Genomic DNA, 25,471 nt, shown 5'->3' with positions numbered 1-25,471 from the left:
TGCTTTATAATAATGTTCTTAGAAGGAATGATCGATTTGGCACATGTTAATTCGCAAGTTATTTAAGTTTGAAAATGCACATGTTGTACGTAACTGTACATCGGATCGTTGTAAGCGATCAATTCATGGACATAGCTATAAAGTCGAATTATTGCTTAAAGCTTCCAAATTAGATCATGGACAAATGGTTTATGATTTTGGGCTTTTAAAAGGCGTAATAAAAGACCTTATTGACAGCTTTGATCATGCAATCTGTTTTTGGGAAAAAGATGATTCTCAATATATTGATGCTTGTCAGACTTTTAGTGCTCGCTGGATTTCTTTACCGGTTTCACCCTCAGCTGAACAGTTTTCTCGTATTTTCTTTTATTTAGCTCAGCAAGTTTTGCAATCAACAATCACTCAAAATGGGGAAGGTGATGTTGAGGTTTATTCAGTTATTGTTCATGAGACCGATACTGGATATGCTCAAAGCTTTATTGAAGATATTCAAAATGAACAAATGGGGATCTTAAGTCTTGATGGAATTGTTTTTTCAGAACAAATTCAGATAGAGTGGGCAAATCCGCAAATGTATGAAGACTTGAAAAAAGGGATGAAATTTAATAATCCTCAAGTTGATTTGCAAGTCGAAGTGTAAATCGAATTACTCTATTTGTAGAATTGAAAATTGATCTAGGATGACATTAATGCAATTAACTGAGCAACAGCAAGATAAACTCAGTAAAGTTCAATTAGAAGAAAGCTGGAAAATATCTTTAGCACCTTTTTTGTTAAGTCCTCAAATGGATAATTTGCGCGATTTCTTATTTCAAGAGAAGCAAGCACAAAAAATAATATATCCACCGAGTAAACAAATCTTTAGTGCTCTAAATACGACACCATTGGCTGATGTGAAGGTCGTTATTCTGGGACAAGATCCATATCATGGACCGAACCAAGCGAATGGATTAAGTTTCTCTGTTCAAAAAGGTATTGCATTACCACCATCTTTACGTAATATTTTTCATGAATTGCATACAGATTTGGGTATTCCAGCTCCTCGCCATGGTGACTTAACGAAATGGGCTAAACAAGGGGTGCTTTTACTGAACAGTGTGCTTACTGTTGAAGCTGGGCAGCCAACTTCACATCAAAAGCAAGGTTGGGAAGCATTTACTGATGAAGTCATTGATGTTTTGAATGAGCAAAGAGAACATGTGGTATTTATTTTGTGGGGTGCTTATGCACAGCGCAAAGGACAACGTATAAATAGAGATAGACACTTGGTTTTAACCGCCGCACATCCGTCACCTCTTGCTGCAAATAGAGGTGGTTTTTTTGGATGCAAAGTGTTCTCAAAAACAAATCAATATTTGAAACAACATGGCATTGAGCCCATAGACTGGCAATTGGACGCATGATGAACTCTCCCAATGTAAATAACTATCACCCGGACTTGGTGGTTGAAGAAGCAAAAAACGGCTGGCGTATAGTACGTTTGAATCGTCCTAAATCATTGCATGCTTTAGATGAATCAATCGTAACGGCATTATTGCGTGTATTTGAAGATTTTCGTGATGATGAGAACGTTAAAGCAATTTGGTTAGATTCAACTACACCAAAAGCTTTTTGTGCAGGTGGCGACGTTAGAAAATTGCGTCAACTTGTTATAAATCAAGAGGTAGATACTGCTAATAAGTTCTTTCAGCAAGAATATGCTTTAGATTTACTTTTACATAATTATGCTAAACCAGTGGTTGTTTGGGGCGAAGGCTATGTTATGGGTGGTGGTTTGGGCTTGTTCATGGCAGCACCATTCCGTCTAGTAACCCCATATTCTCGTTTGGCAATGCCTGAGATTAATATTGGTTTATATCCAGATGTCGGGGCGAGCCGTTTCCTAGCAGATCGTGGTCCAGTAGGTTTGTTTACTGGTTTAACTGGTTCAATCATGACAGCCGCTGGAGCATATAGCATCGGTTGGGCAACACATATTTGTGAAGCACAGCGTGATAATGTTTTGCAAAAAGTTTTAAATATTAATTGGGCTCATTATCCTGCAGGGGATTTCCGCGCAATTGATGATACTTTAAATAGTTTGCATCGCCCTGTTGCGGCAGGTCCGTTGCAAAACTCGCTAGATGTGATTCATAGCGTTTGCCGTGGTTTTAATTTTGAACAAGATTACCAAGCTATTGTTAGCTTGCGTGATGCTAGCAGTGATTGGCTCCGCCAAGCGAGTGAGAACTTGCAAAAAGGATCTCCTAGTACTGCGGCAATTACTTGGTTGCTGTGGCAATGGGGTAAACAAATACATTCTTGGGATGAGGTCTTTGACTTAGAAGCTCAGATTTCTGAGTGGAAAATTCGTCATCCTGACTTTGTAGAAGGTGTTCGTGCACGCTTGGTTGATAAAGATTTATCACCAGAATGGAAACCATGTGAAGACCTAAGCCTAAGAGGTATATTAGCTGATTGTCCACCAGTTACCTCAATAGATAGCTGGAATGCTTTGCTTAGACAACATGGTGTGATCACCTAAAATACATGACTGAATATAGTGATGAATATTGGATGCAGCTTGCTTACGAGCAAGCTGAATTAGCCGCTCAGCAGGGTGAGATCCCAGTTGGAGCGGTTGTGGTGAGCCAAAATAGAGTGATTGGATCGGGATATAATGCTCCAATTAGTTTGTTAGATCCAACTGCACATGCAGAAATTCAGGCTATTCGTGCAGCGTGTTTATCATTAGAAAATTATCGATTACCTGAAGATGCAATTTTATATGTCACTCTTGAGCCGTGTACAATGTGTGTAGGCGCATTAGTACATGCAAGAATCAAACATGTGGTTTTTGGTACAACAGAACCTAAAGCAGGTTCATTGGTAAGCGCTCGTCAATTACTACAACATGGTTATTACAATCACAGATTTACCTTTCAGCATGGTTGTTTACAAGAAAAATGTGCCCAACAACTCAGTCATTTTTTTAAACAAAGACGTGAGCAAAAGAAACTAGAAAAACAACAAAAAACGTCCTTAAATGATTAAAAAGTAACATGAGCTTATGGCAAACTAACGCGATTTTACTGCCATGATTCTATTTAATAAGGAATATTCAATGCGTAATGTAATTACCGTAAAAAAAGAATTTAATGCTCCACTTGGTGATGTATTTAACTTCCTCTCTAAACATTCAACTTATAATACTGCTTTTGCACCGTTACAAGTTGTACGTGTAAAAGACTCAGCAGATTCTAAAAGACCTGATGGTTTAGGTTCAGTTCGTCGTATGGGATTTGGTCCAATCAAGCCACTTAAAGAAGAAATTACATTGCTTGAAGAAAATAAAAGCATTGAATATAAATTAATAGACAATCCTTTGATTAAACACCATTTAGGTCGAATCGAGTTTTCTGAAATTACCCCATATATAACTTTAGTTACATACCGCATCGAGTTAACAGCAAAAGCTCCGGTGGTAAGTAAATTAATCCTTGCACAGCTAAAACTAGCCATTACACTAGGCTTTTCGAGATTAGCTAAAGCAATTGCTTCTTAGTGAGAGTTCAATGACAGTTCAAATTATTACTATTGATGGTCCGAGTGGTTCGGGTAAAGGAACATTGGCCGCAAAACTTGCAGCACATTATCAATATCATTTACTCGATTCGGGTGCCTTATATCGTTTATTAGGGTTGTCATTACATAAACACGATTTATTAGAGAAATTAGACAGTCAGCTCGATGAATGCATTCAATATGCACGTCAACTAGATATTAAATTTGAAACTTCCGCATTAGGGATTTTAGTTTTTCTAGATGGCGAAGATGTATCTCAAACAATTCGTACAGAACGGGTTGGTGAATATGCATCGAAAGTTGCAGCAATTCCAGAACTTAGACAGGCATTATTTGAGCGACAAAGAGCTTTTGCACAAAATCCTGGTTTAGTTGCAGATGGCCGTGACATGGCAACAGCTATTTTTCCTGAAGCAAATGCGAAAATTTATCTAACGGCTTCAGCGGAGTCGCGTGCCGAGCGAAGAGTAAAACAGTTGCAGGGCATGGGCCTAGATGCTAAAATAAACGACATTTTAGCTAATATACAGGCGCGTGACAAAAGAGATATGGAGCGAGAAGTTGCTCCACTCAAGCCAGCCGAAGACGCTTATATCATTGATAGTTCGGAATTAACGATCGATCAGGTATTTAAGTTGATGGTTGATTATGTCGATAGCCGTACCATTTAGCAAATAGAATTATCAGTTGACGCATAGCTTGATCAGTTTATAAAGACTATGTTGATACTTAACTAAACCGGCCTTGTCTGATCCAAGACCGCTGAATTTATCAGGTATATCATGACCGAATCTTTTGCAGCCCTCTTTGAAGAAAGTGAATTAAACCTCAACGTTGAAAAGGGTGCAGTCATCCAAGGTGTTGTTGTAAACATCGATAGCGACTGGGTAACTGTTGACACTGGCCTAAAGTCTGAAGGCATTGTTGACCGTGCTGAATTTTTAAATGAACAACGTGAACTTGAAGTTCAAGTTGGCGATACTGTTGACGTAGTTGTTGAAGCTCTTGACAACGGTATGGGTCAAACAGTTTTATCACGTGAAAAAGCTAAGCGTGCTGAAACTTGGACTAAACTTGAAAAAATCTTTGAAGATGGCGAAATCGTTACTGGTGTTATCTCTGGTAAAGTTAAAGGCGGTTTTACTGTTGACATCGGTCCTGTTCGTGCATTCTTACCAGGTTCATTAGTTGACACTCGTCCTATCCGTGACACTACTCACCTTGAAGGTAAAGAGTTAGAGTTTAAAGTAATCAAACTTGATGCTAAACGTAATAACGTTGTTGTATCTCGTCGTGCTGTTATGGAAGCTGAATCTTCTGCTGACCGTGAAGCATTACTTGCTCAACTTGAAGAAGGTCAAACAGTTACAGGTACTATCAAGAACCTTACTGATTACGGCGCATTCGTTGATCTTGGCGGTATTGATGGTCTTCTCCATATCACAGATATGGCTTGGAAACGTATCAAGCACCCTTCAGAAGTTGTTGAAGTGGGTCAAGAAGTTACTGTTAAAGTACTTAAATTTGACCGTGAGCGTAACCGCGTATCTTTAGGCCTTAAGCAATTAGGCGAAGATCCATGGTTAGCGATCATGAGCCGTTACCCTAAAGGTTCTATCGTTAAAGCTCGTGTAACTAACTTAACTGACTACGGTTGTTTCGCTGAAATCGCTGAAGGCGTTGAAGGTTTAGTTCACGTTTCTGAAATGGACCACACTAACAAAAACATCCACCCATCTAAAGTTGTTCAGATTGGTGATGAAGTTGATGTTATGGTTCTTGAAGTTGACGAAGAACGTCGTCGTATCAGCCTTGGTATCAAACAAACTCGTGCTAACCCATGGGAAGAGTTTGCTAAAGCTCATGAGAAAGGCGAAAAAGTATCTGGTACTATCAAGTCTATCACTGACTTTGGTATCTTCATCGGCTTGAACGGCGGTATCGACGGTTTAGTACACTTGTCTGATATTTCTTGGAACGAGCAAGGCGAAGAAGCTATTCGTCGTTACAAGAAAGGTGACACTGTTGAAGCTGTTATCTTGTCTGTAGACGCTGAAGGTAACCGTATCAGCCTTGGTATCAAGCAATTGAACAGCGATCCGTTCAATGATTTCTTAGCTGCTAACGAACGCGGTGCTTTAGTTAAAGGTACTGTAACTGCAGTTGATGCTCGTGGCGCAACTGTTAAGTTAGCTGACGAAGTAGAAGCTACTCTTAAAGCTTCTGAAATCAACCGTGACCGCGTTGAAGATGCAACTAAATTCTTAGAAGTTGGTCAAGAAGTTGAAGCGAAAATCATCAACGTTGATCGTAAATCTCGCTCTATCAACTTGTCTGTTAAAGCAAAAGACGAAGCTGAAGAGAAAGAAGCAGTTGCTACTTTACGTACAGCAACAACAAGTCAAGAAAATGGTCCTAAGACTATTGGTGACTTGATTAAAGCACAAATGAAGTAATAGGTTAACAAAGTACAGTTTCATGTAACGGAATTGTACTTTTTATACAAATTACTGTAAACGGTAGCGTAGTATTCAACATACTACGCTACCGTTTTGTATTTAAACAGGTTATTATCAGACGACATAGAGTAGCAATAAATAACGAGGTCGTAGATGACTACTGAAGCTCTTAATAAGTCTGATTTGATTGAACGCATTGCGCTAAAAAACCCACACTTAGCTGAACCTTTGGTGGAAGAGGCGGTTAAAATTATGATTGATCAAATGATAGAAGCACTATCAACTGATAATCGAATTGAAATCCGTGGTTTTGGTAGCTTTGCTTTACACCACCGTGATCCAAGAGTTGGTCGCAATCCTAAAACAGGAAGATCAGTTGAAGTGGCAGCTAAAGCTGTTCCGCATTTCAAACCCGGGAAAGCACTGCGTGATGCAGTCAACGAATCCGGAAAATAAATAAAAATTTATAAGTGGGGTGCCTATGCGTTATATTTTAATTGCATTGCTTATTGTTGTATTTGGTTATTCTTTAGCCCTTGTATTGCAAAATCCAACAGAGCTTTCTGTTGATTTGCTATTTACTCAAGTTCCAGCTATGCGATTAGGCTTATTATTGCTACTCACATTAGTACTTGGAACGGTGGTCGGTCTTTTGCTAGGTGTACAGGTTTTCAGAGTGTTTCAACAAAGCTGGGAAATTAAACGTCTTCGTAAAGATATTGACCATTTGAGAAAAGAACAGATTCAAAGTGCTCAATTAGCAGCAGCAGAAGCCGCTGCAAATGTAAGACATGAAAAAACCGTTTTAGATGTTTATCCTCAAGATAAAAACTCTACTCCGCTATAATTCGAACACTACTCTTTATTCACGAATAAAGAGTAGTATATTCCTTAATTTATCAGTGTTTTCTTCTTTTTATTTTTCTAAAAATTAGTCCCCGTGACATTATTGTCTCTAAATTTGAAAGCCTTCCTTATACATTCCTTTATTACTTGATGACTTGTCTATTATAATGACGCTGATTTTATGTGATGGAAGAAAGTCTCTTGAGTATCATTGTTGCGTTAGATGCAAAAAGCCAATATGACGCTTTAAAAATTGTTGAACAACTTGATCCTACTTTATGCCGTGTAAAAGTGGGTAAAGAGCTTTTTACTCATGAAGGCCCATCTGTTGTAAAAAAACTTCAAGAACAAAATTTTGAAGTTTTTCTTGATCTTAAATTTCATGATATTCCAAATACTACCGCTCAGGCTGTTTGTGCAGCAGCTGATCTAGGAGTGTGGATGGTAAATGTCCATGCTTCAGGTGGCCGTAAAATGATGGAAACTTGTGTAGAGCGTTTAAAAGCGGGTAACTATCAAACTCAGTTGATTGCTGTGACAGTACTCACATCAATGGGTCGAGAAGATTTAAAAGATATTGGTTTGGATGTTGAACCTGTAGAGCATGTAAAGCGCTTAGCTAAACTCACTAAAGAAAGTGGCTTAGATGGTGTAGTTTGTTCTGCTCAAGAAGCTAAGATTCTTCGTGAATTAATTGGGCAAGATTTCTCTTTAGTAACACCAGGTATTCGCCCAGAGGGTTCTAATGCAGACGACCAAAAACGTATTGTAACTCCAAAGCAGGCTATGCTTGATGGTTCTACACATCTGGTAATTGGTCGACCGATTACTAAAGCAGAAGATCCAACAGAAATGTTGAAATCTATTCTTGCTTCAATTGCCTAAAAATTTAGAAATAAGCTAATTAATAACGGGGCGAGTAGGCTTAATAATAAGCCACTCATCATGGCATGTGGTACATAATGTGTACCACATGACTGTTTTACCATTGCTAAGGTAGCATCCATTGACGTTGCGCCAGCACTTGAGATAGCAGGGCGAGGAAAACGCCATCCCATGGTATACATTAAAAATATAGCAACAATTTCTCTAAATAAATCAGTCAATAGCGCGATGCCACCTAGTTCTGCCGAATGTAATTGCGTAAATAAGATCCCTGACATTGAGTACCAGCCATAACCTTGTGCTAATGCTAATGTTTCGTTCAGTGCAAAATGCTTGTTAAGCAAAAAGTAGTTGAAGAAGCCAGCAATACATGACCCTATAAAAGCAGCTAAAGGTACAATTAAAACCTTCCAGCTTAACCACGTACGGTTGAAATGAGTGAAGGCAAGTTCAATACCAATTAAGAAAATAAACAGTAATAATAAATACCAACTATTAAATGCCATATGTGAATTGAATTGAGTGACAATAGCTCCCAATAGAACACCGACACCTAAGGCAAGAAAGGCTTTTGCAATATTCTTTAAAGCATTTACAAAAAGTTGAAGTGAGATTTTTCCTTTTACACTTTGTTTATCAAAAATTGTATAAGCCAATAAACATGTAAAAAAAGAACTAAAAGATGTGGTAAGTGCAATGATTATAGCTGGTGGAAGTATGGTAGAAGGGTTCTCAATTTGATCAAGTGCTAGTGTTAATTCTAAAGCCACACTTGCTAAGAGAATATAAGAAAAATAGGGTAGTATTTTAAAAATAAACTGTCGGATATTTAGAGATAGTCTAGGTGCTAGAAAATAGCCGAAAGCAAGTGCTAAAAAAATTTGAATGATAAGATAAAAGGATTGCATATAATAATAGGTGGATTGTTTTTAACCCACCTATTATGTCTTGAACATTTTAAGCTGCATAGCTCTGTGAGCTTTTATTTAAGAGTAAGTAATCTTTAGGATTAACTTTGCGCGTTTCTAACCAATACTTCCATGTATAGGTTGGCCATAACGAAAAGTTTTTTCCATCGGTAGATTGATACCAGCTACTACAGCCTCCAGCTTGCCACACAGTCCCTTGGAGCTGAATTTGAACCCGCTCGTTAAAAGCATCTTGAACTTCTGGTTTGATCTCAATTGCTTTTTGACCGGATTTCTCTACGAGTTGAATCAGTTGTAAAATGTAATTTACTTGAGATTCAATCATAAAAATAACCGAATTATGACCTAAAACTGTATTGGGGCCGACCAATTGGAATAGGTTAGGAAAGTTTTTAGTCATAATGCCATAATAACTTTCTGCACCATCTTTCCATGCCTGTTTCAACTCGATTTGATTGCGTCCAATACAAGTGAAATGTTTTAAGTAAATACGTGGGTCAGTAATAAAACCTGTGCCGTAAATTAAACAATCAATAGGTCGTTCTTTACCATCTTTAGTAATAATACTATTTTCTTTAATTTCTTGAATGCTATCTGTTATTAGCTCAACATTTTTACGGTTAAATGTAGGGAAGTATTTATTTGAAATAAGAATACGTTTACATCCCATCACAAAGTCCGGTGTGAGTTTCTTAGCTACTTCCTTGTCTTTAACTTGGAAGAGAATGAAAGCTTCTGCCAACTTTTGACCATATTTCATAATTTGAGGTTGAACAATAGGTACAACGCGTGACTCATTACTCCAATAAAGACGACTACGATGAATTTGACGATAAAGATTGGAAGATTTGAATAATGCTTTACTCAAACGAGAGTATTTGCGTTCATCTCGTGGTATGACCCATGCTGCCGTTCTTTGAAATACATAGAGTTGCTTAACATCTCCAGCTATTTCCGGAATATATTGAATTGCGCTACCGCCTGTACCAATAGAAGCGACTAATTTACCATTTAGGTTATAGCCATGTTCCCATTGTGATGAATGGAAAACTTTCCCTTTAAATTTTTCAATACCCTGAATATGGGGAATTTGCGGAATGTGTAAAGGACCAGAAGCAAACACAACAAATTGAGCTTCGATCGAAGGCTGATTTTTAAAGTCTAGAGTCCATACATGACGTGCTTCATCATATTGGACATTAGTCACGTCATGGTTGAACTTACAGTAATTTTTAATCTTATATTTTTTTGTAATATCTTGAATATATTGAAAAATCTCTGGTGCTTCAGCGTAACGTTTTGACCAGTCGGTTTTAGGTGCAAAAGAGAGGGAATACATATGAGATTGAACATCACATGCCGCGCCTGGGTAGCGATTTTCCCGCCAAGTTCCGCCAACATCATTTGATTTTTCTAAAATAACAAAGTCTTGCTGTTGATTTTGCAGTAAACGGATTGCCATTGCTAGGCCACCAAATCCAGCACCAATAATAGCGATTTTAGTTTTTTGAATAGCATCTTGCTTTGCGTTTAGCATTGGAAACCCTGCATAAGCTAAAAGGAGGATTACGGGCAAGACTAACGTTTTTTAACCAGTTTAAACATGATTGTATCGACGTGAAAATTGATAGATTCGGCAATTAATTTTCTTTCTTGTTTATAGTAAAACATTTGAGTCTAGGGAAATTGATAGAAGAATGAAACGGTCGATACTTGGTTTAATGTATTTAATTCAAGGAATGCGCAATGCGGGCATTGATGTCGACTCACGTTTGGCTGGTATAGGAATTAAGGTTGATGCTTTAGATCCAAGTTCCACAATTCATGATCGCCTAGAATGGGATATTCAACAAATTATTAGTGAAAATGTTGAGCCTGAAAAAGGCCTATTTATAGGACAGCACTATGCTTTGGCTGGTTACGGACCATTGCTTATGTTGCTTGTCACAAGTAATGATGTTCAAATTGCATTAAATAAAGGGATACAATATCAAAGACTTACTCATTTATTTGGTGCTTTAGGCCTATACGAAACTGATGAACGCACCATTTTAAGTTATTTGCCTGTTGATTTAAAAACACAAATTGGCAAGTTGCGGGCACAATGTGAAGTTTCAGGAACTTATAAATTTATTCAAGATATTTATACGATGATGGGATTACAAATGCCCACTATGCGTATAGAACTTCCATTTGAAAAACCAACTGACTCAGATACTTTATCTCGCTATTTTGCATACTATGGCGATGATGTGCACTTTAATGGTAAATATGCAGCATTTAGCCTAAGCAAAGATGTGCTTGAAATTAAGATCCCCTCAGCGGATATCATTACACATCGTATTTATGAATCAAAATGTATTACAGAAATAACAAGATTAAATCAACAAGATCACCAAACTCCACATATCATACAATGTGTGCAAGATTATCTTGAGTTGCAACAAGGTATTATCCCGAGCATGGCGGAAACTGCTTTTGCATTGAAAATGCCTGAAAGGACGTTAAGGCATCAATTGCAACAGTTAAATACGAGTTATAAGCAAATTCGTGAACAAATCATCAAGAATAAGGCATTAAAGCTTATGGAATATAGGGAATACTCAATAGAAGTTATTGCCGAATTGCTCGGTTATTCTGAACCAGCTGCATTTAATCATGCATTTAAACGATGGTTTGGGCAGAGTCCTCGACAATATGGCAAAGAGTCATCGTCGTAATTCTTGATGCTAAAAGCTAATGTGGTTGAACAAAATGTTCGCTATACTCCTATCAGTTAAAATTGAAATAAAACGATATGTTAAATTTAAAATCTTCTCATAGTACTGCATTCTCACCTTCTTCCCCAGCAGAACGCTATGCTGAGGCTTTAGCTTCAGGCCAGTTTATGGCAGATGAAGCGCAAGCACAGGCAGTGCAAGAATTAGATCGCGTATGGAAAGAACTTTTAAACCGTTATAAAGCCTCTAAAAAAGCTTTCCGTCGTTTTCGCCGCCAAACATCACCTAAAGGTGTCTATATGTGGGGTGGAGTAGGTCGTGGAAAAACTTGGCTTATGGATCAATTTTATGAGTCAGTGCCATTTCGCCGCAAAACACGTATGCATTTTCATCATTTCATGCAACATGTTCATAAAGAGCTAAATAAGCTTTCAGGCCAACGTAATCCACTTGAAATCGTGGCTGACCAAATTTATAAAGATGCAGTCGTTATTTGTTTTGATGAGTTCTTTGTATCAAACGTAACAGATGCAATGATTCTAAGTGATTTATTTCAAAAACTGTTTGTTCGTGGTGTGACATTAATTGCAACATCAAACATTGCACCAGATGGTTTATATAAAAACGGTATTCATCGTGACCGTTTCTTGCCAACAATTGAAATGGTTAAAAAGAACTGCGCTATTTTAAATGTAGATGCAGGTGTGGATTATCGTTTACGCGTATTAAAACAAGCTCAATTATTTAAATCACCATTAAGTAATGAAGTCCAAAACTGGATGTCTGAACGTTTCAGTGCACTAACTCATACACAAGCCCATTCTCAAGAGCCTATTGTAATCAATAATCGTATTGTTGAGACTCTAGGGCATACAGAAGATGTGTTGTGGTGTGAGTTTTCTGAACTCTGCTTTAAACCACGTAGCCCAGCAGATTTTATTGAAATTGCAAATATCTATAATACGGTTTTGGTGAGTAATGTCCCTCATTTAACAGATTTCTTGTCTGAAGGCACACGTCGTTTTATTTATCTAGTCGATGAGTTTTATGACCGTGGAGTAAAATTACTTTTAACTTCTCAAGATAGTATTATTGATATTTATCAAGGTGAAAAGTTAGCATTTGAAATTGAGCGTACTCGTTCGCGTTTATTAGAAATGCAATCTGATGAATATTTGCATTCAGAACATCGTCATATTGATGAAGCTAAAAACGCATAAAAAATAGATATGAAAAGCGCTCTATATAGGGCGCTTTTTTTTACAACAAAAATAGATAAATTTCGTTAAATAGTGCTTTTTCAAGCTGCAAAGTTTGATATAACTAAATACGCTTTAGAAAAATAAGATAGTGAACTTTTTTGTCTGTTAACAAAAAGTCTAGTTTCAGTATCTTTAAATATTGAATAAATTGTTGGGAATCCTAGTTAGAATTTTAATATTTCCTATATAGATAAATTTATCTTTGTCAATAGTTTCACAAGGGAAAATGCTTACTATTTAGGAATGTGATATTAGTATTCAGCTTAATTTAAATCGGTATACTAGGATTCTCTTGGTATAAAAAGTAGCAACTTCAGGAAAGACAATGACTGCACGTATTCAAAAAGGCAAGTTAGCGATTGCTAAAGAACTTTACGATTTTATCGAAAATGAAGCTTTACCAGGTTCTGGTTTAGATAGTGAAACTTACTGGAAGAACTTTGAGCAAGTTGTTGTCGATCTTAGCCCAAAAAATAAAGCATTATTGGCTAAGCGTGATGAATTACAAGCAAAAATTGATGAATGGCACCGTAACAACAAATTTGAATTAGGTGCTTATAAGGCGTTCTTAACTGAAATTGGTTATTTATTGCCAGAAGTTGAAGATTTTCAAATTACAACTGAAAATGTTGATGAAGAAATCGCATTATTGGCAGGACCGCAGTTAGTTGTACCTGTACGTAATGCACGTTATAGCTTAAATGCAGCAAATGCTCGTTGGGGCTCTTTATATGATGCACTTTACGGCTTCGATGTAATTTCTGAAGAAGGCGGGGCTGAAAAAGGTAAAGGATATAATCCTGTACGTGGTGCAAAAGTTATCGAGTTCGCTAAAAATTTCTTAAATGAAGTTTTTCCACTTGCAGAAGGTTCACATGCAGACGCAACAAAATATGCGATTGAGCAAAATAAACTTGTTGTAACTTTGAAAGATGGTTCAAAAACAGGTTTAGCTCATGAAGCTCAGTTCGTTGGTTTCAACGGTGAAGAAGCGAATCCTACAGAAGTTGTACTTCTAAGTAATGGCCTTCATGTCATTATCGAAATTGATGCATCTAGCCCAATTGGTCAAACTGATTTAGCTGGTGTTAAAGATTTAACATTTGAAGCCGCTGTAACCACCATTCAGGATTTAGAAGATTCTGTTGCAGCAGTAGACGCTGAAGAAAAAGTTGAAGGCTACCGTAACTGGTTAGGTTTAATGAAGGGTACGCTTCAAGAATCTATCGAGAAAAATGGTAAAACGATTGTTCGTGATTTAAATAAAGACCGCGAAATTAAAAACTTAATTGGTGGTACAACAAAACTTCATGGTCGTTCACTTATGTTACTTCGTAACGTAGGTCATTTAATGACTAACCCAGCTATTTTAGTAGATGGGGAAGAAATTTTCGAAGGAATTATGGATGCACTGGTAACACCATTATTGTCAGTTGCTGATATCCGTAGTGAAAACGAAAACAAGAACTCACGTAAAGGTTCTATGTATATTGTTAAACCAAAAATGCATGGTCCAGAAGAAGTTGCATTTGCTGTAGAGTTATTTGAACGTGCTGAACAGGCCATTGGATTACCAGCGAAGTCATTAAAAATCGGTATTATGGATGAAGAACGTCGTACATCTGTAAACTTGAAAAACTGTATCGCTGCTGCAAAAGACCGTACTATCTTTATTAATACTGGTTTCATGGACCGTACTGGCGATGAAATTCATACGTCAATGGAAGCTGCACCAGTTGTTCGTAAAGAAGCTGTAAAAACACAAAAATGGATTGCTGCTTACGAAAACCGTAACGTTGCAATTGGTTTGAAGTCTGGTTTACAAGGTAAAGCACAAATTGGTAAAGGCATGTGGCCAAAACCAGATAGCATGAAAGATATGTTGGCAACTAAAGCTGCACATCCAAATGCGGGTGCATCATGTGCTTGGGTTCCATCTCCGGCTGGTGCGGTACTTCATGCAATGCATTATCATCAAGTTAATGTAAAAGCGCGTCAAGATCAGTTAAAAGCTGAAGAAATGTTGTCATTAGACGACTTGTTGACTCCGCCGTTTGCACCAGAAACAAATTGGTCAGCAGAAGAGATCAACAACGAACTTGAAAATAACTGCCAAGGTATTTTGGGTTATGTAGTTCGTTGGGTTGACTTAGGTGTGGGTTGTTCGAAAGTTCCTGATATTAACAACGTGGGCTTGATGGAAGACCGTGCAACATTACGTATTTCTTCTCAACACGTTGCGAACTGGTTACGTCACGGTATTGTGACTCGTGAACAAGTTGAAGAAGTGCTTAAACGCATGGCGAAAATTGTTGATGAGCAAAACGCGAATGATCCATTGTACAAACCAATGGCAGCTAACTTTGAAACCAATATCGCTTTCCAAGCAGCTTCTGACCTCATCTTTAAAGGTTGTGAACAGCCTTCTGGTTATACTGAGCCGTTGCTTCATGCTGCTCGTTTAAAGTTAAAAGGTTATACAGGTGACTAATTTTAACCTGTCATAAAAAAAGCCTCTTCGGAGGCTTTTTTATTTTCGGTATATTTTGTGCTTATAGAAAGTAGATTTATAGCTAAAAGGTTTTAAGTTTGATTAATTTAAAAAATCTCAATCGAGAGAATTGGATTCAATGTACAAGATTATCATTGGATGAATCTCAAAAAGACTATGTTGCCCCAAATGTATATTCTATTGCTGAGTCTAAAGTGGAAGAACATTACTGTCCGCGAGTGATCTGTTTTGATGATGAAGTCGTTGGTTTCTTAATGTATTGTGTCGAAATTGATCCACCTGATGAGACATTGTTTTGGTTGTTTCGCTTTATGATTGATGCAAATAATCAAGCCAAAGGTTATGGTACCGCAGCTTTGCAAATGGCGATTGATGAAATATTCGCAAAAGGAGCTAAACGCATTCGAACTATGTATAAATCATCTAATCACGTTGCTAATAAACTTTATAAAAAAATGGGTTTTATAGAAACTGGAGAACATGATGAGTGTGGAGATATTATTTTAGAGTTGAATATTTCCCTTCAAAAAAACGCTAACTGAAGATTCAAGTTAGCGTAGGAGTTAATAGAATTAAATAGATTTAAAAGCAATATTAGTTACTGCTCACAATTCCAATTTTAGTGACACCTAAACGCTGTGCTGTAGCCATAACCATTGCTACGTTTTTATATTCAGCCATTTGGTCAGGTTTAAGTTTGATCTGGTCTTGATCTTTTTTGGCAACAACACCTTGAAATAAAGTCTCTAGTGCGGTGCGGTCAGAAACCTGTTGGTTATTCCAAAATACTTTGCCTGCTGCATCAATACGAACATCAATCACTTCAGGTGGCTTTTCATTTGTTGGTGGGGGTGTGCCATTTGGCAAATTAATATTAATCGCGTTGTTTGGCGCAGGTATGGTAATAATAAACATAATAATGAGTACCAGCATGACATCGATAAGAGGTGTCATGTTGACTTCTAACATCACGTCATCATCATTATTTGAGCCGACATTCATACCCATAAAATTCTCCTTAAGTTAATTACGGGGAGGCTGGAGGGCTAGTAACAAAGGCAATTTTGCCAATACCGGCTTGTTTGGTGGTGCTAATCACCTGATCTATTGCCTCAAAATGGGTAAGCTGATCTCCACGAATGTGTACCTCTGGCTGAGGTCTTTTTTGTGCAACTGCTTGGAGTTTTGATAACAATATTTCTTTATTAGGCACATAACTTTCGTTCCAAAAAATATCTCCTTGCTTGTTCACAGACAGTTGAATATTTTCAGGCGTGGTTGCGTACGGAGTATTTTTTTCTTCTGGCAGTTTCACTGGAACCGTATGTGTAACTACCGGTATCGTAATAAGAAAAATAATAAGTAAAACCAACATGACATCCACGAGAGGCGTCGTGTTAATTGTGCCAATCATTTCATCATCATCTTCAGAGCCAACACTCATACCCATAATGTTTACTCCTGATTATTTAATGCTGCGGTTAATGGAGTTATTGGTATTAATTTCTCCGCTTAATAAAACCGCATGCAAATCTGAACCAAACGAACGGACATTTTCCATAACTGCTTTATTACGGCGAGTTAGCCAGTTGTAACCAAGTACAGCAGGTACTGCGACTGCGAGGCCAATAGCTGTCATAATTAAAGCTTCACCGACAGGACCAGCAACTTTATCAATAGATGCCTGACCTGAAATGCCGATAGCTGTTAATGCGTGATAAATTCCCCAAACCGTACCAAAAAGACCCACAAATGGTGCCGTTGATCCAACTGTTGCCAAGAAAGCTAAACCACCACCTAAGTGATTTTGTATTTTTTCAATTGCGCGTTGAATTGAAATGCTTACCCATGTATTAAAGTCAATACGTTCAAGTAAAGAGCCGCCGTGTGATTTAGTTGAATTAATGCCTTTTTCTGCAATAAAGCGGTATGCACTACTTTGCTCTAGATTGTCGGCTGCATTATCTAGTGAAGTTGCTTCCCAAAAACTTTTCTCTGCTTCTTTACCTTGGCGCTTTACTTTAGCTTGCTGTAAGAATTTAGAAATAATGATGTACCACGTACCAATCGACATGAGTACTAATATAAATAAAGTAGATTTAGCAACTAAATCTCCCTCACGCCAAAGCGCTTCTAAACCATAAGGATTTTTAACAGTTTCACTTGTTGCTGGCTTTGGTGGTGGAGTAGGAGTTGCAGCATTTGAAGTTGTCTCAGCAGTTGCTGTTGCAACTGGAGTATTCGTTTCTTCTGCAAAAACCGAGCTTAATGGAAGTAAAGAGCATGCTGCGATTAAACTTGCAGAAGCGAAGTGTACTAGGTGTTGAGTTGGTTTTTTCATCATATTATCTCCAATATTTTTAATTTCTTGCTAATTCAGTTGTTTATTCAATTACAAATGGATATTCAATTTCATACCAGTCTTGTTGAGGCACGCCATCTTTCATTGCTGGTTTGAACGTACATAGGCTGTAGGCTTTAGTTGCCGCCTTATCTAAGATTCTGCTACCGCTCGACTTCTTCACCTTTGCTTCGATAACACTGCCATTGGTATCAACTAAAACTCGAATGCGCACAGTACCTTGTTCACCACTCATTTCTGCTTCACGTGGATATTCAGGTCTTTTACAGCCTCCTGAACCTTCCGAAACACCGCGAGTTACGCCCGCAGGTTTTGGTGCTGGTGCTGCAGCAGCCACTGGAGCAGGTGCTGCAACTGGGCTAGGTGATGGAGTGCTAGGTGCAGCAGTTGGAGTTGGGGTAACTTTTGTCGGTTGAGCTACTGGAGTCACTTTTTGTACAGGTGTCGCTTTTTCGACCTGTTTCACTGGCTCGGGTACTTTGGCTACCTTTTCTACCATTTTAGGTGGCTCAGGAGGTTTTTCCTTAGGCTTGGGCTCCTCTGGTTTTGGTGGAGGAGGTGGTTTAATATCCTGAATAATTTGTAATTCCACAGGTTTTTCTGCTGGTTTTTGAATATTGTTTGCTAAACCTGACATCAGAATATAGGCAACAATAAGATGCAGAAAAAGTACTGCGGCAATACCAATAAGGCGCTTTGCAGATTTATTTTCTATGTCTGTAAAAGTCATGCCCATAGTTACTCCTGAAACTGTAGACAAACAATTTTTTTAAATGACTGTTTGGCTAAGAATGGGTATTTGTTCTGCAAACTAACTGTTGAGAGTTATATTTGCAGAACAACCATTTAGAACTTATATGTACCTCGTACAAAGTACGTACGTCCTAAAGGATCTGCGTAACGTGGGTCATATCCCATTTGGAAGTTATCAATTACATTAGAAGCAGGAGGGTCTTCATCAAAAATATTTTTAATACCCGCTGTAACTTCTAGATTTTTAAAGCCTTTGTATGTGCCTGAAATATTGTATGTTGTATAGTCACTGACTCTATGGTTTTGGTCATTAGAGTTTTGATCTTGATACCCACGAGAGAAGTTTTGTTGTAGGTTTAAAGCCCAGTTTTCATAATTCCAATTTAGGTTTGCAGTATGTTTCCATCGCAGAATAATAGATTGATAATCTAAGCCGCTATATGATCCAGCAACACCTATCCATTCTCCATCTGGTTCGGCTTGGTATTTGTAATCTGTTATATATGTACCATCAATGTTGAAACCGAATCGACCTGTAGCAGTCATTGGAGAAACCCAGCTTAAGCCGACATCGAAGCCTGAGGTTTTAATTCCACCTAAATTTTGTTGTGTTGTAATAATATAATCTAATGAGCCATCAGGATTACGTACAAATTTGTCTGCATATTTCACAGGGTCATTAAAAATAGCAGTTTCTGAAAGTGTTGCAATTTGCTTGTCGACTTCGATATTGAAGTAATCAAGAGTAAAGGCTAAATTTTTAATTGGTTCAAATACTAAGCCTGCAGTAAAAGACTTTGATTCTTCTGGATCTAGAGTTTTATTACCCCCATTTTGTCTATCGAATTGCATATTACAATCACGTTCTTTTTGTCCTCCTGGTTGAATAACTCCACCAGGGCAGAGCACTGGATCATTATATGCCGCACCTGTATTGGTAACTGAATTTGCACCATTAACCTCCCAAAGTGTTGGCGCTCTGAAACCTGTGCTATAAGTTGTACGGAACATTAACTGTTTAATAGGTTCCCAACGAAGTGCAAATTTTGGATTAAACGTATCGCCAAAATCATTGTAGTCATCATAACGAGCGGCAATTTGAGCTTCTAAAGTTTTAAGAAGTGGGATATGAAATTCGGTAAATACCGATTTAATATTACGATCTCCAGTATTTACTGGTTCATCAGGATCGACACCTGTACTAGGTGCCACTCGGGCAACATCAGTAACGACTTTTGAAGTCCAATCTTCATAACGATAGCTTGCTCCAACCGCAAAACCAACGTCTCCAGCTGGTAATTTAAATATAGGTCGGCTTGCAGTGAAATCAACGGTAGTTGTATCTAGGTTAGCTTTTAAGTATTTACCTTCAACTCCTAACTCATTCCATACATTAGCATCTTCAGGGTTTTGTGGTCCGAATGGGTTTAAAATACCATTGTTTAAAGCTTCTTGTGTTTTATCAAAGTTTAAATAGCCACTTACGATAGCATCAGAGGCACTGCTATGCGCATAGGTAACGCCTGAATTAATATCCCAACCATGAGTTTCACCCTCAATACCAGCAAACAATCTATGTGATTGGTTAATACTATTACTTATACGATTACCTGATTGTGAACGCAGATATAAAGGAATAGTTCCAGTAGCGCCAGCTAGGGCAGGAGTTATTCCATTTCCCGGATAATATTTACTGCTAGGGTCAAGCGTCAAATCAAAAAATACATCTGGCGCAACTGAAGTAGTGACTTCACTTCTTGCATATAAATATTCTGCAATCGCATTAAAGTTATCGTTCAGTTTAAAAGTAGCTCGGCCCATAGCTGAGATATCTTCTGTTTTTGGAACAATTCCAATTACAGCTTGGCTATTATATCGACAAGTTTCCCCATCGGTGCTCGCTACTAGAGGGTCATTACCACAACCTGTAGTTGCATAGGGATTACCTAAACCAGGGACATTGGCTGGAAAGGAACCGCTACTGGTTCTATTTACACCTAATTCGGGTAATATCCCTCCACGCTGACTGACCTTACGATCTTTGGCCATGACATCATCGCCTTTGCGATAGTCCACAACACCAAAAAAGTTATAGCCATTTTCGTCTAAATCACCAAAGCCACCAAAGATGCTATAGTCTTGCTGTTCACCACCTTTTTGTTCTGGTTTTTGATAACCAGCGGTTAAGTTTAGACCTGTAAACTGCTTTTTGGTAATGAAGTTAATTACTCCACCAATTGCATCTGTTCCATAAATGGAAGAGGCGCCATCTCGTAAAACCTCAATACGGTCTAACATTGCGAGTGGAATAATATTTAAGTTTGTGACGCCACTGTCGTATGCATTTGCAGCCAACCGACGACCATTAAGTAAAACAAGAGTCTTATTGGCGCCTAAAGCCCTAAGGTTTGCCGCCGAGCCTGCTGTTTTGCTTGTACCCACGTTGCTGGCAGTAACAAAGTTCGATTGGTTTGCACTAATTTTGGCTAAGGCTTCTTCAGTTGTAGTCACCCCTTGTTTTAAAATTTCATCAACTTTTACTACTGTAATTGGTGAAGCGCTTTGAGCAGCAACGCCTTTAATTGATGAGCCTGTCACAGCAACTTTTATGACTTTGACTGGTTTGTCTTCAGATGTTGATGATGGTTCGGTTTCTGCTGCTTGTGCCAGGGTAAGACACATCATGCTTAAACTAAGGGTGCTTAATTTAAGAATTGTTTTGCCGATCTTGGGGGTTACCTGAGATCGAACATTGTATTTTTTTTTCATCGTAGATTTGATCCCTTTTTGTTGTAGTTAGCGATATTGCTGAAAAGTGTTTAAGCAAAGCAAGTGCCAACTATATATTTTTCTTTTTTTAGTTTATGCAAAATACTGATAAATATTGATTTTATTATGGTTGAGGCTGTAATTCAGAGAGTGGAATCAAAGAAATTATTTTTCTATTTGGAAAAAAATAATGAGTTGGCGAAAAGTTTCAAATTTATTTGTATAAAAAATAATCATTGTTTGAATCTTCATGTATTAGATATTCATTTTTGTATCTTTTTAGAACTTTATGAAATGTAATTGTATAACGTAACATTATGATAATTTAATATACTTCTATTTATAAATCAAATGGTTGATCTGTTATTTTTTGTGAAAAATAACGATTTTTTCTGAACTAGAATGAAACATTTATGACTTTTAATTGTGCATTATAGGTTAATGATGGATAGGTTATATAAATATAATATTTGGCATAAACTTACTTTTATTTATATAGTCCCAGAAGTTTTAAGTGCCTAATTAAAATGTAAATTTTAAATATTTTTATATGGATTATTTTTGATCACAAAATATGGCATGAAATTCGCTTTATATTAGATAGTTACAGCTTTCTAATTTTATTGTTAGCTTTTCCATTTGATCAAATAAAAGATCGAATAAAACGGTTAGTAATTTACAAAGAAGAAAGTAGTCCGTTGAGAAAGAACTTTTCTTATGCGGATTTAGATGTTACTCAAAAGGATAATATCTTTAAAATATTAATTAAGTAGGTAGGAACTTGAAATTAAAAATTTTTAAGCTCGCCATTTTAAGTCTGGCTATTACATCAGTTTCTTGTGCTTTCGCCCAAACGCCTGCACAACCAAACAAAGTATTATATGTTGCTTATGAAGCGCCTGATGATGGTTTTGACATGGTTAAAACCACTAATTTTTATAGTGGTAGTATTGTGGAAGCTATTTTCGAGCCTTTACTCAAATATGATTATTTAGCTCGTCCAGTACAGTTAGTTCCTTATACGGCTGAAAGCCTGCCTAAGGTGGAACAAGACGGTAAAGTTTATACATTTAAAATTAGGCCAGGTATTTACTTCACCAATGACGCTGCTTTTAAAGGTAAACGCCGTGAGCTGGTAGCCGAAGACTACGTCTATACAATTAAACGCATTTTAGATCCTGAAAATAGGGCACCTTCTGTTTCATTCATTGATGGGAAATTGTTAGGTGCCGATGCGGTTGTAGCTAAGGCAAAGAAAACTGGAAAATTTGATTACGCCGCACCCATTGCAGGAGTGAAAGCGCTTGATCGCTATACTCTACAACTCACTTTAACTCGGCAAGACTTTAATTTTCCTTATATTCTTGCCTATATATCTTTTGGTGGAGTTGCTAAAGAGGTTGTTGATTATTATGGCGACCGTATTGGTATGCATCCGGTAGGTACAGGACCTTACATGTTAAGTAAATATGTACCTCGAAGTAAGGTTGAGCTGGTTGCCAATCCTGATTATCGGGGTTTCGTGTGGAACTTTAAGTCAACAGGAACGCCGTGGGATAACCAGCTTGTTAAAGAAATGAGCGGTAAGAAAATGCCGCAAATTGGTAAAGTTGTAGTCAGTATTATTGAAGAACAACAGTCACGATGGTTAGCTTTTCAGTCTGGTCAATTGGATTTTGATAGACTTACTGCGAATGCAGTTCCTCAAGCTTTAGATAAGGGACAACTTAAAGCATCTTTTCAAAAAAAAGGAATTAAGCATTTCCCTAATAAAGAACCTGAAATTACCTATACGATGATGAACATGCGTGATCCGGTGATTGGCGGTTTTAGCCCAGACAAGATAGCGCTTCGTCGAGCAATTACTTTGGCATATGATCAAAAAGAAAGTATAAGACAGGCTTACAAAGGGCAGGCTGTTAGAGCAGAAATGTTTATACCTGAAGGTGTAAATGGATATAACCCGAAGTACAGAAGTAGCGTAGGATACAATCCGCTATTAGCCAATAAACTACTTGATCATTATGGTTATAAAAAAGGGGCTGATGGTTACCGAAACTTACCAAACGGGAAACCTTTGGTTTTAAAAATTAATAATGAAAATAGCTCAGCATCGGTTATTCATTCTGAACTCTGGAAAAAAAATCTGGATGCCATTGGCATTCGCGCTGACTTCAAGGTGAGTAACTTTGCAGATAACTTAAAAGCTGCAACTCAATGTAAATATATGATTTGGAGTGGAGCATGGATTGCTGACTATCCTGAAGGAGACAATTTTGCACAATTACTTTATGGTCCAAACGCGGGGCAAGGAAACCATGCTTGTTACCAGTCTAAAACTTATGATGCCCTTTATAATCAAGTCACTCATTTGCCACCCCAACAACGTCTACCATATTATGAAAAGCTTAACCGCCAGATTGAAGCTGACAATCCGTGGATTATTCATGTAACTCGAATTCGTAACTGGTTGATACAGCCGCAAGTTCAGGGATTTAAACCTCATCCAATAATGAATACGAACTGGCAATATCTTGATATTACTCCTGTTAAAAAATAATTTTAGATAAAGATAATTATGACTGAAAATTTAATAAAACAGCTCAAGCATTGTAGTGTCAGCCTATTATTCGCCAGTATGGCATTAACTGGATCTACAAGTATTTTTGCGAAAAGTCCCGCCGATCCAAATAAAGTTTTACGTTATGTATTCCCAACAGCTGAAACAGGTTTCGACCCAGCTTATATCCATGATTTATATTCGGCGCATGTAACCACTTCAATATTTGAAACTTTATATACATATGACTATTTAGCAAGGCCCGCAAAATTAGTTCCTCATATTGCTACGACTATGCCCGAAGTAAGTGCAGACGGTCTGACTTATACCATTCACATTAAAAAAGGCATTTATTTTACGCCGGACCCTGTTTTTAAAGGGAAGTCTAGAGAGTTAACAGCCAATGATTATGCGTACTCTTTTAAGCGCTTATTGGATCCGAATTTACGTTCTCCAAATAGCTGGTTGTTAGAGAACAAAATTGAAGGTATGGATGCATTAATAAACGCAGCCAATAAAACCGGAAAATTTAACTATGACCAAAAGGTAAATGGTTTACAAACACCTGATAAGTACACTTTGGTGATCCGATTAGTTAAACCAGATTATAACTTTCCTTTATTACTGGCACATGACCCGACAGGTGCTGTGGCGCGTGAAGTCATCGAAAAGTATAAAGACAAAGCCGGTTTTGTCATGGGACATCCTGTAGGAACTGGACCTTATGTACTCAGTAAATGGGTGCCTGCTTCGCGTATTGTTTTAAAATCTAATCCTGATTATCGCGGCTTTACTTGGAACTTTGCAGCCAGTAGCCCTGAGGATGAGGCAATTGTGAAGCGCCTTAAAGGTAAAAAAATGCCTCAAATAGGCACAATTGATATTCAGGTTATGGAAGAAAACCAATCACGATGGCTGGCATTTCAGCGTGGTGAGATTGATATATTTCAGCTTGAAGGGCAATTGGTCGCGAAGGCGATTAAAGACGGTAAATTAAGACCTGAGCTTGCTAAAGAAGGTGTGCATTTATCTCGTATTGTTGATCCTGAAATTAGCTATATTTATTGGAACCTTAAAAATCCGGTTGTTGGGGGAATGAGTAAAGAAAAAATTGCTTTACGCCGTGCAATTGCAATGTCTCGCTCACTAGATCAAGAAATTAAATTAGTAAGAAATGATGATGCCGAGCGTCTACATTTTCCAGTTCCACCTGGTGTAGTGGGATATGACCCTCAGTATAGAACTAGTACGCCATATTCGGTGAAAGCAGCAAATTTACTATTAGATAGATATCACTATAAAAAAGATGCATCAGGTTGGCGCACACAACCAAATGGGAAGCCCCTTGTAATTGAATATATGGCTCGCAGTGACAGTATTGGTCAGCAAAGTGCTGAACTTTGGAAAAAAAACTTTGATAGTTTGAATATTCGAATGGTGTTTAAACCAATGCTTTTTGCAGATCTAATTCGAGCACAAAAACAGTGCGAAGGTATGTTTGGTGCTTCTGCATGGATTGCTGATTATCCTGATGGTGATAATTTTATGCAGAATTTTTATGGTCCCAATACGCATATGACAAACTGGTCTTGTGGCTCAATTCCAGAGTTTGACCAATTGTATCGCCAAACCCAACAAATGAAAGCTGGCTCTGAACGGAATGCACTTTATCGAAAAATGACGCGTTTGTTAGAAGTCTATATGCCTGTGCAAATGTCCTACGCCCGCTACCGAAATATGTTGGCCCAGCCGCGTGTCATTGGCTATAAAAAGCATCCAATTTTACATGCTGAGTGGATGTACTTTGATATTGATACAAATACTAAATCTAATCATTAAATGAAAAATCT

23 protein-coding genes are annotated in these 25,471 nt (G+C 37.7%); 16 read left to right on the top strand and 7 right to left on the bottom strand.

The features are described from left to right. Window positions 1–43: 43 nt before the first annotated feature. The 10 genes from AC07M3_RS02450 to pyrF all read left to right on the top strand — a co-directional run bounded on the left by AC07M3_RS02450 (window position 44) and on the right by pyrF (window position 7,754). A complete protein-coding gene (locus AC07M3_RS02450) occupies window positions 44–640 on the top strand; it encodes a 6-pyruvoyl trahydropterin synthase family protein (RefSeq protein WP_003651480.1) in 597 nt (198 codons plus the stop codon). A 49-nt stretch (window positions 641–689) separates the two neighbouring features. Further along, window positions 690–1,403: a uracil-DNA glycosylase gene (gene ung, locus AC07M3_RS02445; RefSeq protein WP_005041081.1), complete on the top strand. Its 714-nt coding sequence runs from the start codon at window positions 690–692 to the stop codon at window positions 1,401–1,403. Next, window positions 1,400–2,524, top strand: coding sequence for an enoyl-CoA hydratase/isomerase family protein (locus AC07M3_RS02440; RefSeq protein WP_080026950.1), 1,125 nt, complete (start codon window positions 1,400–1,402; stop codon window positions 2,522–2,524). The genes ung and AC07M3_RS02440 overlap by 4 nt, the downstream gene beginning before the upstream one ends. Window positions 2,525–2,529: 5 nt before the next feature. Then, a complete protein-coding gene (tadA, locus tag AC07M3_RS02435; protein ID WP_151744057.1) occupies window positions 2,530–3,033 on the top strand; it encodes a tRNA adenosine(34) deaminase TadA in 504 nt (167 codons plus the stop codon). 70 nt (window positions 3,034–3,103) lie between these two features. Further along, window positions 3,104–3,544 (top strand): SRPBCC family protein, encoded by a 441-nt coding sequence (locus AC07M3_RS02430; RefSeq protein WP_494566417.1) that lies wholly within the window; start codon window positions 3,104–3,106, stop codon window positions 3,542–3,544. Window positions 3,545–3,554: 10 nt separating this feature from the next. Continuing rightward, entirely contained in the window at window positions 3,555–4,235 is a 681-nt protein-coding gene (cmk, locus tag AC07M3_RS02425) for a (d)CMP kinase (RefSeq protein ID WP_494566416.1), read from the top strand. A 111-nt stretch (window positions 4,236–4,346) separates the two neighbouring features. After that, the gene (rpsA, locus tag AC07M3_RS02420) at window positions 4,347–6,020 is read left to right on the top strand and encodes a 30S ribosomal protein S1 (protein WP_005041073.1); all 1,674 of its coding nucleotides are present in this window, start codon (window positions 4,347–4,349) and stop codon (window positions 6,018–6,020) included. A gap of 156 nt (window positions 6,021–6,176) precedes the next feature. Continuing rightward, complete coding sequence (locus AC07M3_RS02415; protein WP_003651488.1) at window positions 6,177–6,479, top strand: integration host factor subunit beta; 303 nt, start codon at window positions 6,177–6,179, stop codon at window positions 6,477–6,479. A gap of 25 nt (window positions 6,480–6,504) precedes the next feature. Beyond that, window positions 6,505–6,870 (top strand): lipopolysaccharide assembly protein LapA domain-containing protein, encoded by a 366-nt coding sequence (locus tag AC07M3_RS02410; RefSeq protein ID WP_005041071.1) that lies wholly within the window; start codon window positions 6,505–6,507, stop codon window positions 6,868–6,870. Window positions 6,871–7,055: 185 nt separating this feature from the next. Beyond that, the gene (gene pyrF, locus AC07M3_RS02405; RefSeq protein ID WP_005041069.1) at window positions 7,056–7,754 is read left to right on the top strand and encodes an orotidine-5'-phosphate decarboxylase; all 699 of its coding nucleotides are present in this window, start codon (window positions 7,056–7,058) and stop codon (window positions 7,752–7,754) included. Here pyrF and AC07M3_RS02400 read toward each other — a convergent pair. Together AC07M3_RS02400 and AC07M3_RS02395 are read right to left on the bottom strand one after the other, a co-directional pair. After that, window positions 7,751–8,662, bottom strand: a complete 912-nt coding sequence (locus AC07M3_RS02400) for a LysO family transporter (protein WP_494566415.1) — start codon at window positions 8,660–8,662, stop codon at window positions 7,751–7,753. The genes pyrF and AC07M3_RS02400 overlap by 4 nt on opposite strands. 49 nt (window positions 8,663–8,711) lie before the next feature. Further along, window positions 8,712–10,220, bottom strand: coding sequence for a flavin-containing monooxygenase (locus AC07M3_RS02395; RefSeq protein WP_494566414.1), 1,509 nt, complete (start codon window positions 10,218–10,220; stop codon window positions 8,712–8,714). Between the two features lie 160 nt (window positions 10,221–10,380). On the opposite strand from AC07M3_RS02395, the gene AC07M3_RS02390 reads away from it, so the two are divergent. The 4 genes from AC07M3_RS02390 to AC07M3_RS02375 all read left to right on the top strand — a co-directional run bounded on the left by AC07M3_RS02390 (window position 10,381) and on the right by AC07M3_RS02375 (window position 15,719). Continuing rightward, complete coding sequence (locus AC07M3_RS02390) at window positions 10,381–11,403, top strand: helix-turn-helix domain-containing protein (RefSeq protein ID WP_494566413.1); 1,023 nt, start codon at window positions 10,381–10,383, stop codon at window positions 11,401–11,403. A gap of 77 nt (window positions 11,404–11,480) precedes the next feature. After that, window positions 11,481–12,623 (top strand): cell division protein ZapE, encoded by a 1,143-nt coding sequence (gene zapE, locus AC07M3_RS02385; RefSeq protein WP_003651500.1) that lies wholly within the window; start codon window positions 11,481–11,483, stop codon window positions 12,621–12,623. A 367-nt stretch (window positions 12,624–12,990) separates the two neighbouring features. Next, a complete protein-coding gene (locus tag AC07M3_RS02380; RefSeq protein ID WP_494566412.1) occupies window positions 12,991–15,156 on the top strand; it encodes a malate synthase G in 2,166 nt (721 codons plus the stop codon). Window positions 15,157–15,254: 98 nt separating this feature from the next. Continuing rightward, on the top strand, window positions 15,255–15,719 hold the full coding sequence (locus AC07M3_RS02375; RefSeq protein WP_494566411.1) for a GNAT family N-acetyltransferase: 465 nt from the start codon (window positions 15,255–15,257) through the stop codon (window positions 15,717–15,719). Window positions 15,720–15,771: 52 nt separating this feature from the next. Here AC07M3_RS02375 and AC07M3_RS02370 read toward each other — a convergent pair whose 3' ends face one another. From AC07M3_RS02370 to AC07M3_RS02350, 5 genes are all read right to left on the bottom strand, one after another. Next, entirely contained in the window at window positions 15,772–16,185 is a 414-nt protein-coding gene (locus AC07M3_RS02370; protein WP_005041054.1) for an ExbD/TolR family protein, read from the bottom strand. 19 nt (window positions 16,186–16,204) lie between these two features. Next, window positions 16,205–16,627, bottom strand: a complete 423-nt coding sequence (locus AC07M3_RS02365; RefSeq protein ID WP_003651506.1) for an ExbD/TolR family protein — start codon at window positions 16,625–16,627, stop codon at window positions 16,205–16,207. Between the two features lie 15 nt (window positions 16,628–16,642). Continuing rightward, window positions 16,643–17,521 (bottom strand): MotA/TolQ/ExbB proton channel family protein, encoded by an 879-nt coding sequence (locus tag AC07M3_RS02360; protein WP_494566410.1) that lies wholly within the window; start codon window positions 17,519–17,521, stop codon window positions 16,643–16,645. A 40-nt stretch (window positions 17,522–17,561) separates the two neighbouring features. Then, on the bottom strand, window positions 17,562–18,275 hold the full coding sequence (locus tag AC07M3_RS02355) for an energy transducer TonB (RefSeq protein ID WP_494566409.1): 714 nt from the start codon (window positions 18,273–18,275) through the stop codon (window positions 17,562–17,564). 110 nt (window positions 18,276–18,385) lie between these two features. Beyond that, on the bottom strand, window positions 18,386–21,061 hold the full coding sequence (locus tag AC07M3_RS02350; protein WP_494566408.1) for a TonB-dependent receptor: 2,676 nt from the start codon (window positions 21,059–21,061) through the stop codon (window positions 18,386–18,388). A gap of 781 nt (window positions 21,062–21,842) precedes the next feature. Here AC07M3_RS02350 and AC07M3_RS02345 point away from each other — a divergent pair. Continuing rightward, on the top strand, window positions 21,843–23,621 hold the full coding sequence (locus AC07M3_RS02345) for an ABC transporter substrate-binding protein (RefSeq protein WP_494566407.1): 1,779 nt from the start codon (window positions 21,843–21,845) through the stop codon (window positions 23,619–23,621). 15 nt (window positions 23,622–23,636) lie between these two features. After that, window positions 23,637–25,460 (top strand): ABC transporter substrate-binding protein, encoded by a 1,824-nt coding sequence (locus tag AC07M3_RS02340; protein ID WP_494566905.1) that lies wholly within the window; start codon window positions 23,637–23,639, stop codon window positions 25,458–25,460. Window positions 25,461–25,471 lie beyond the last annotated feature (11 nt).

This window comes from Acinetobacter sp. GW821-FHT09D10, assembly GCF_059416285.1.
The sequence above is the reverse complement of the archived record's forward strand: the minus strand, read 5'-3'. Positions and strand labels throughout refer to the sequence as shown.

Bases quoted from the DNA above. Each gene is read 5' to 3' on its own strand.
- AC07M3_RS02395 (WP_494566414.1), bottom strand. From the start codon at position 10,220: ATGCTAAACGCAAAGCAAGATGCTATTCAAAAAACTAAAATCGCTATT.
- AC07M3_RS02400 (WP_494566415.1), bottom strand. From the start codon at position 8,662: ATGCAATCCTTTTATCTTATCATTCAAATTTTTTTAGCACTTGCTTTC.
- pyrF (WP_005041069.1), top strand. From the start codon at position 7,056: ATGGAAGAAAGTCTCTTGAGTATCATTGTTGCGTTAGATGCAAAAAGC.
- cmk (WP_494566416.1), top strand. From the start codon at position 3,555: ATGACAGTTCAAATTATTACTATTGATGGTCCGAGTGGTTCGGGTAAA.
- AC07M3_RS02450 (WP_003651480.1), top strand. From the start codon at position 44: ATGTTAATTCGCAAGTTATTTAAGTTTGAAAATGCACATGTTGTACGT.
- AC07M3_RS02410 (WP_005041071.1), top strand. From the start codon at position 6,505: ATGCGTTATATTTTAATTGCATTGCTTATTGTTGTATTTGGTTATTCT.
- AC07M3_RS02430 (WP_494566417.1), top strand. From the start codon at position 3,104: ATGCGTAATGTAATTACCGTAAAAAAAGAATTTAATGCTCCACTTGGT.
- AC07M3_RS02370 (WP_005041054.1), bottom strand. From the start codon at position 16,185: ATGGGTATGAATGTCGGCTCAAATAATGATGATGACGTGATGTTAGAA.
- AC07M3_RS02365 (WP_003651506.1), bottom strand. From the start codon at position 16,627: ATGGGTATGAGTGTTGGCTCTGAAGATGATGATGAAATGATTGGCACA.
- AC07M3_RS02380 (WP_494566412.1), top strand. From the start codon at position 12,991: ATGACTGCACGTATTCAAAAAGGCAAGTTAGCGATTGCTAAAGAACTT.
- AC07M3_RS02355 (WP_494566409.1), bottom strand. From the start codon at position 18,275: ATGGGCATGACTTTTACAGACATAGAAAATAAATCTGCAAAGCGCCTT.
- ung (WP_005041081.1), top strand. From the start codon at position 690: ATGCAATTAACTGAGCAACAGCAAGATAAACTCAGTAAAGTTCAATTA.
- AC07M3_RS02350 (WP_494566408.1), bottom strand. From the start codon at position 21,061: ATGAAAAAAAAATACAATGTTCGATCTCAGGTAACCCCCAAGATCGGC.
- AC07M3_RS02440 (WP_080026950.1), top strand. From the start codon at position 1,400: ATGATGAACTCTCCCAATGTAAATAACTATCACCCGGACTTGGTGGTT.
- AC07M3_RS02360 (WP_494566410.1), bottom strand. From the start codon at position 17,521: ATGATGAAAAAACCAACTCAACACCTAGTACACTTCGCTTCTGCAAGT.
- AC07M3_RS02415 (WP_003651488.1), top strand. From the start codon at position 6,177: ATGACTACTGAAGCTCTTAATAAGTCTGATTTGATTGAACGCATTGCG.
- zapE (WP_003651500.1), top strand. From the start codon at position 11,481: ATGTTAAATTTAAAATCTTCTCATAGTACTGCATTCTCACCTTCTTCC.
- AC07M3_RS02390 (WP_494566413.1), top strand. From the start codon at position 10,381: ATGAAACGGTCGATACTTGGTTTAATGTATTTAATTCAAGGAATGCGC.
- tadA (WP_151744057.1), top strand. From the start codon at position 2,530: ATGACTGAATATAGTGATGAATATTGGATGCAGCTTGCTTACGAGCAA.
- rpsA (WP_005041073.1), top strand. From the start codon at position 4,347: ATGACCGAATCTTTTGCAGCCCTCTTTGAAGAAAGTGAATTAAACCTC.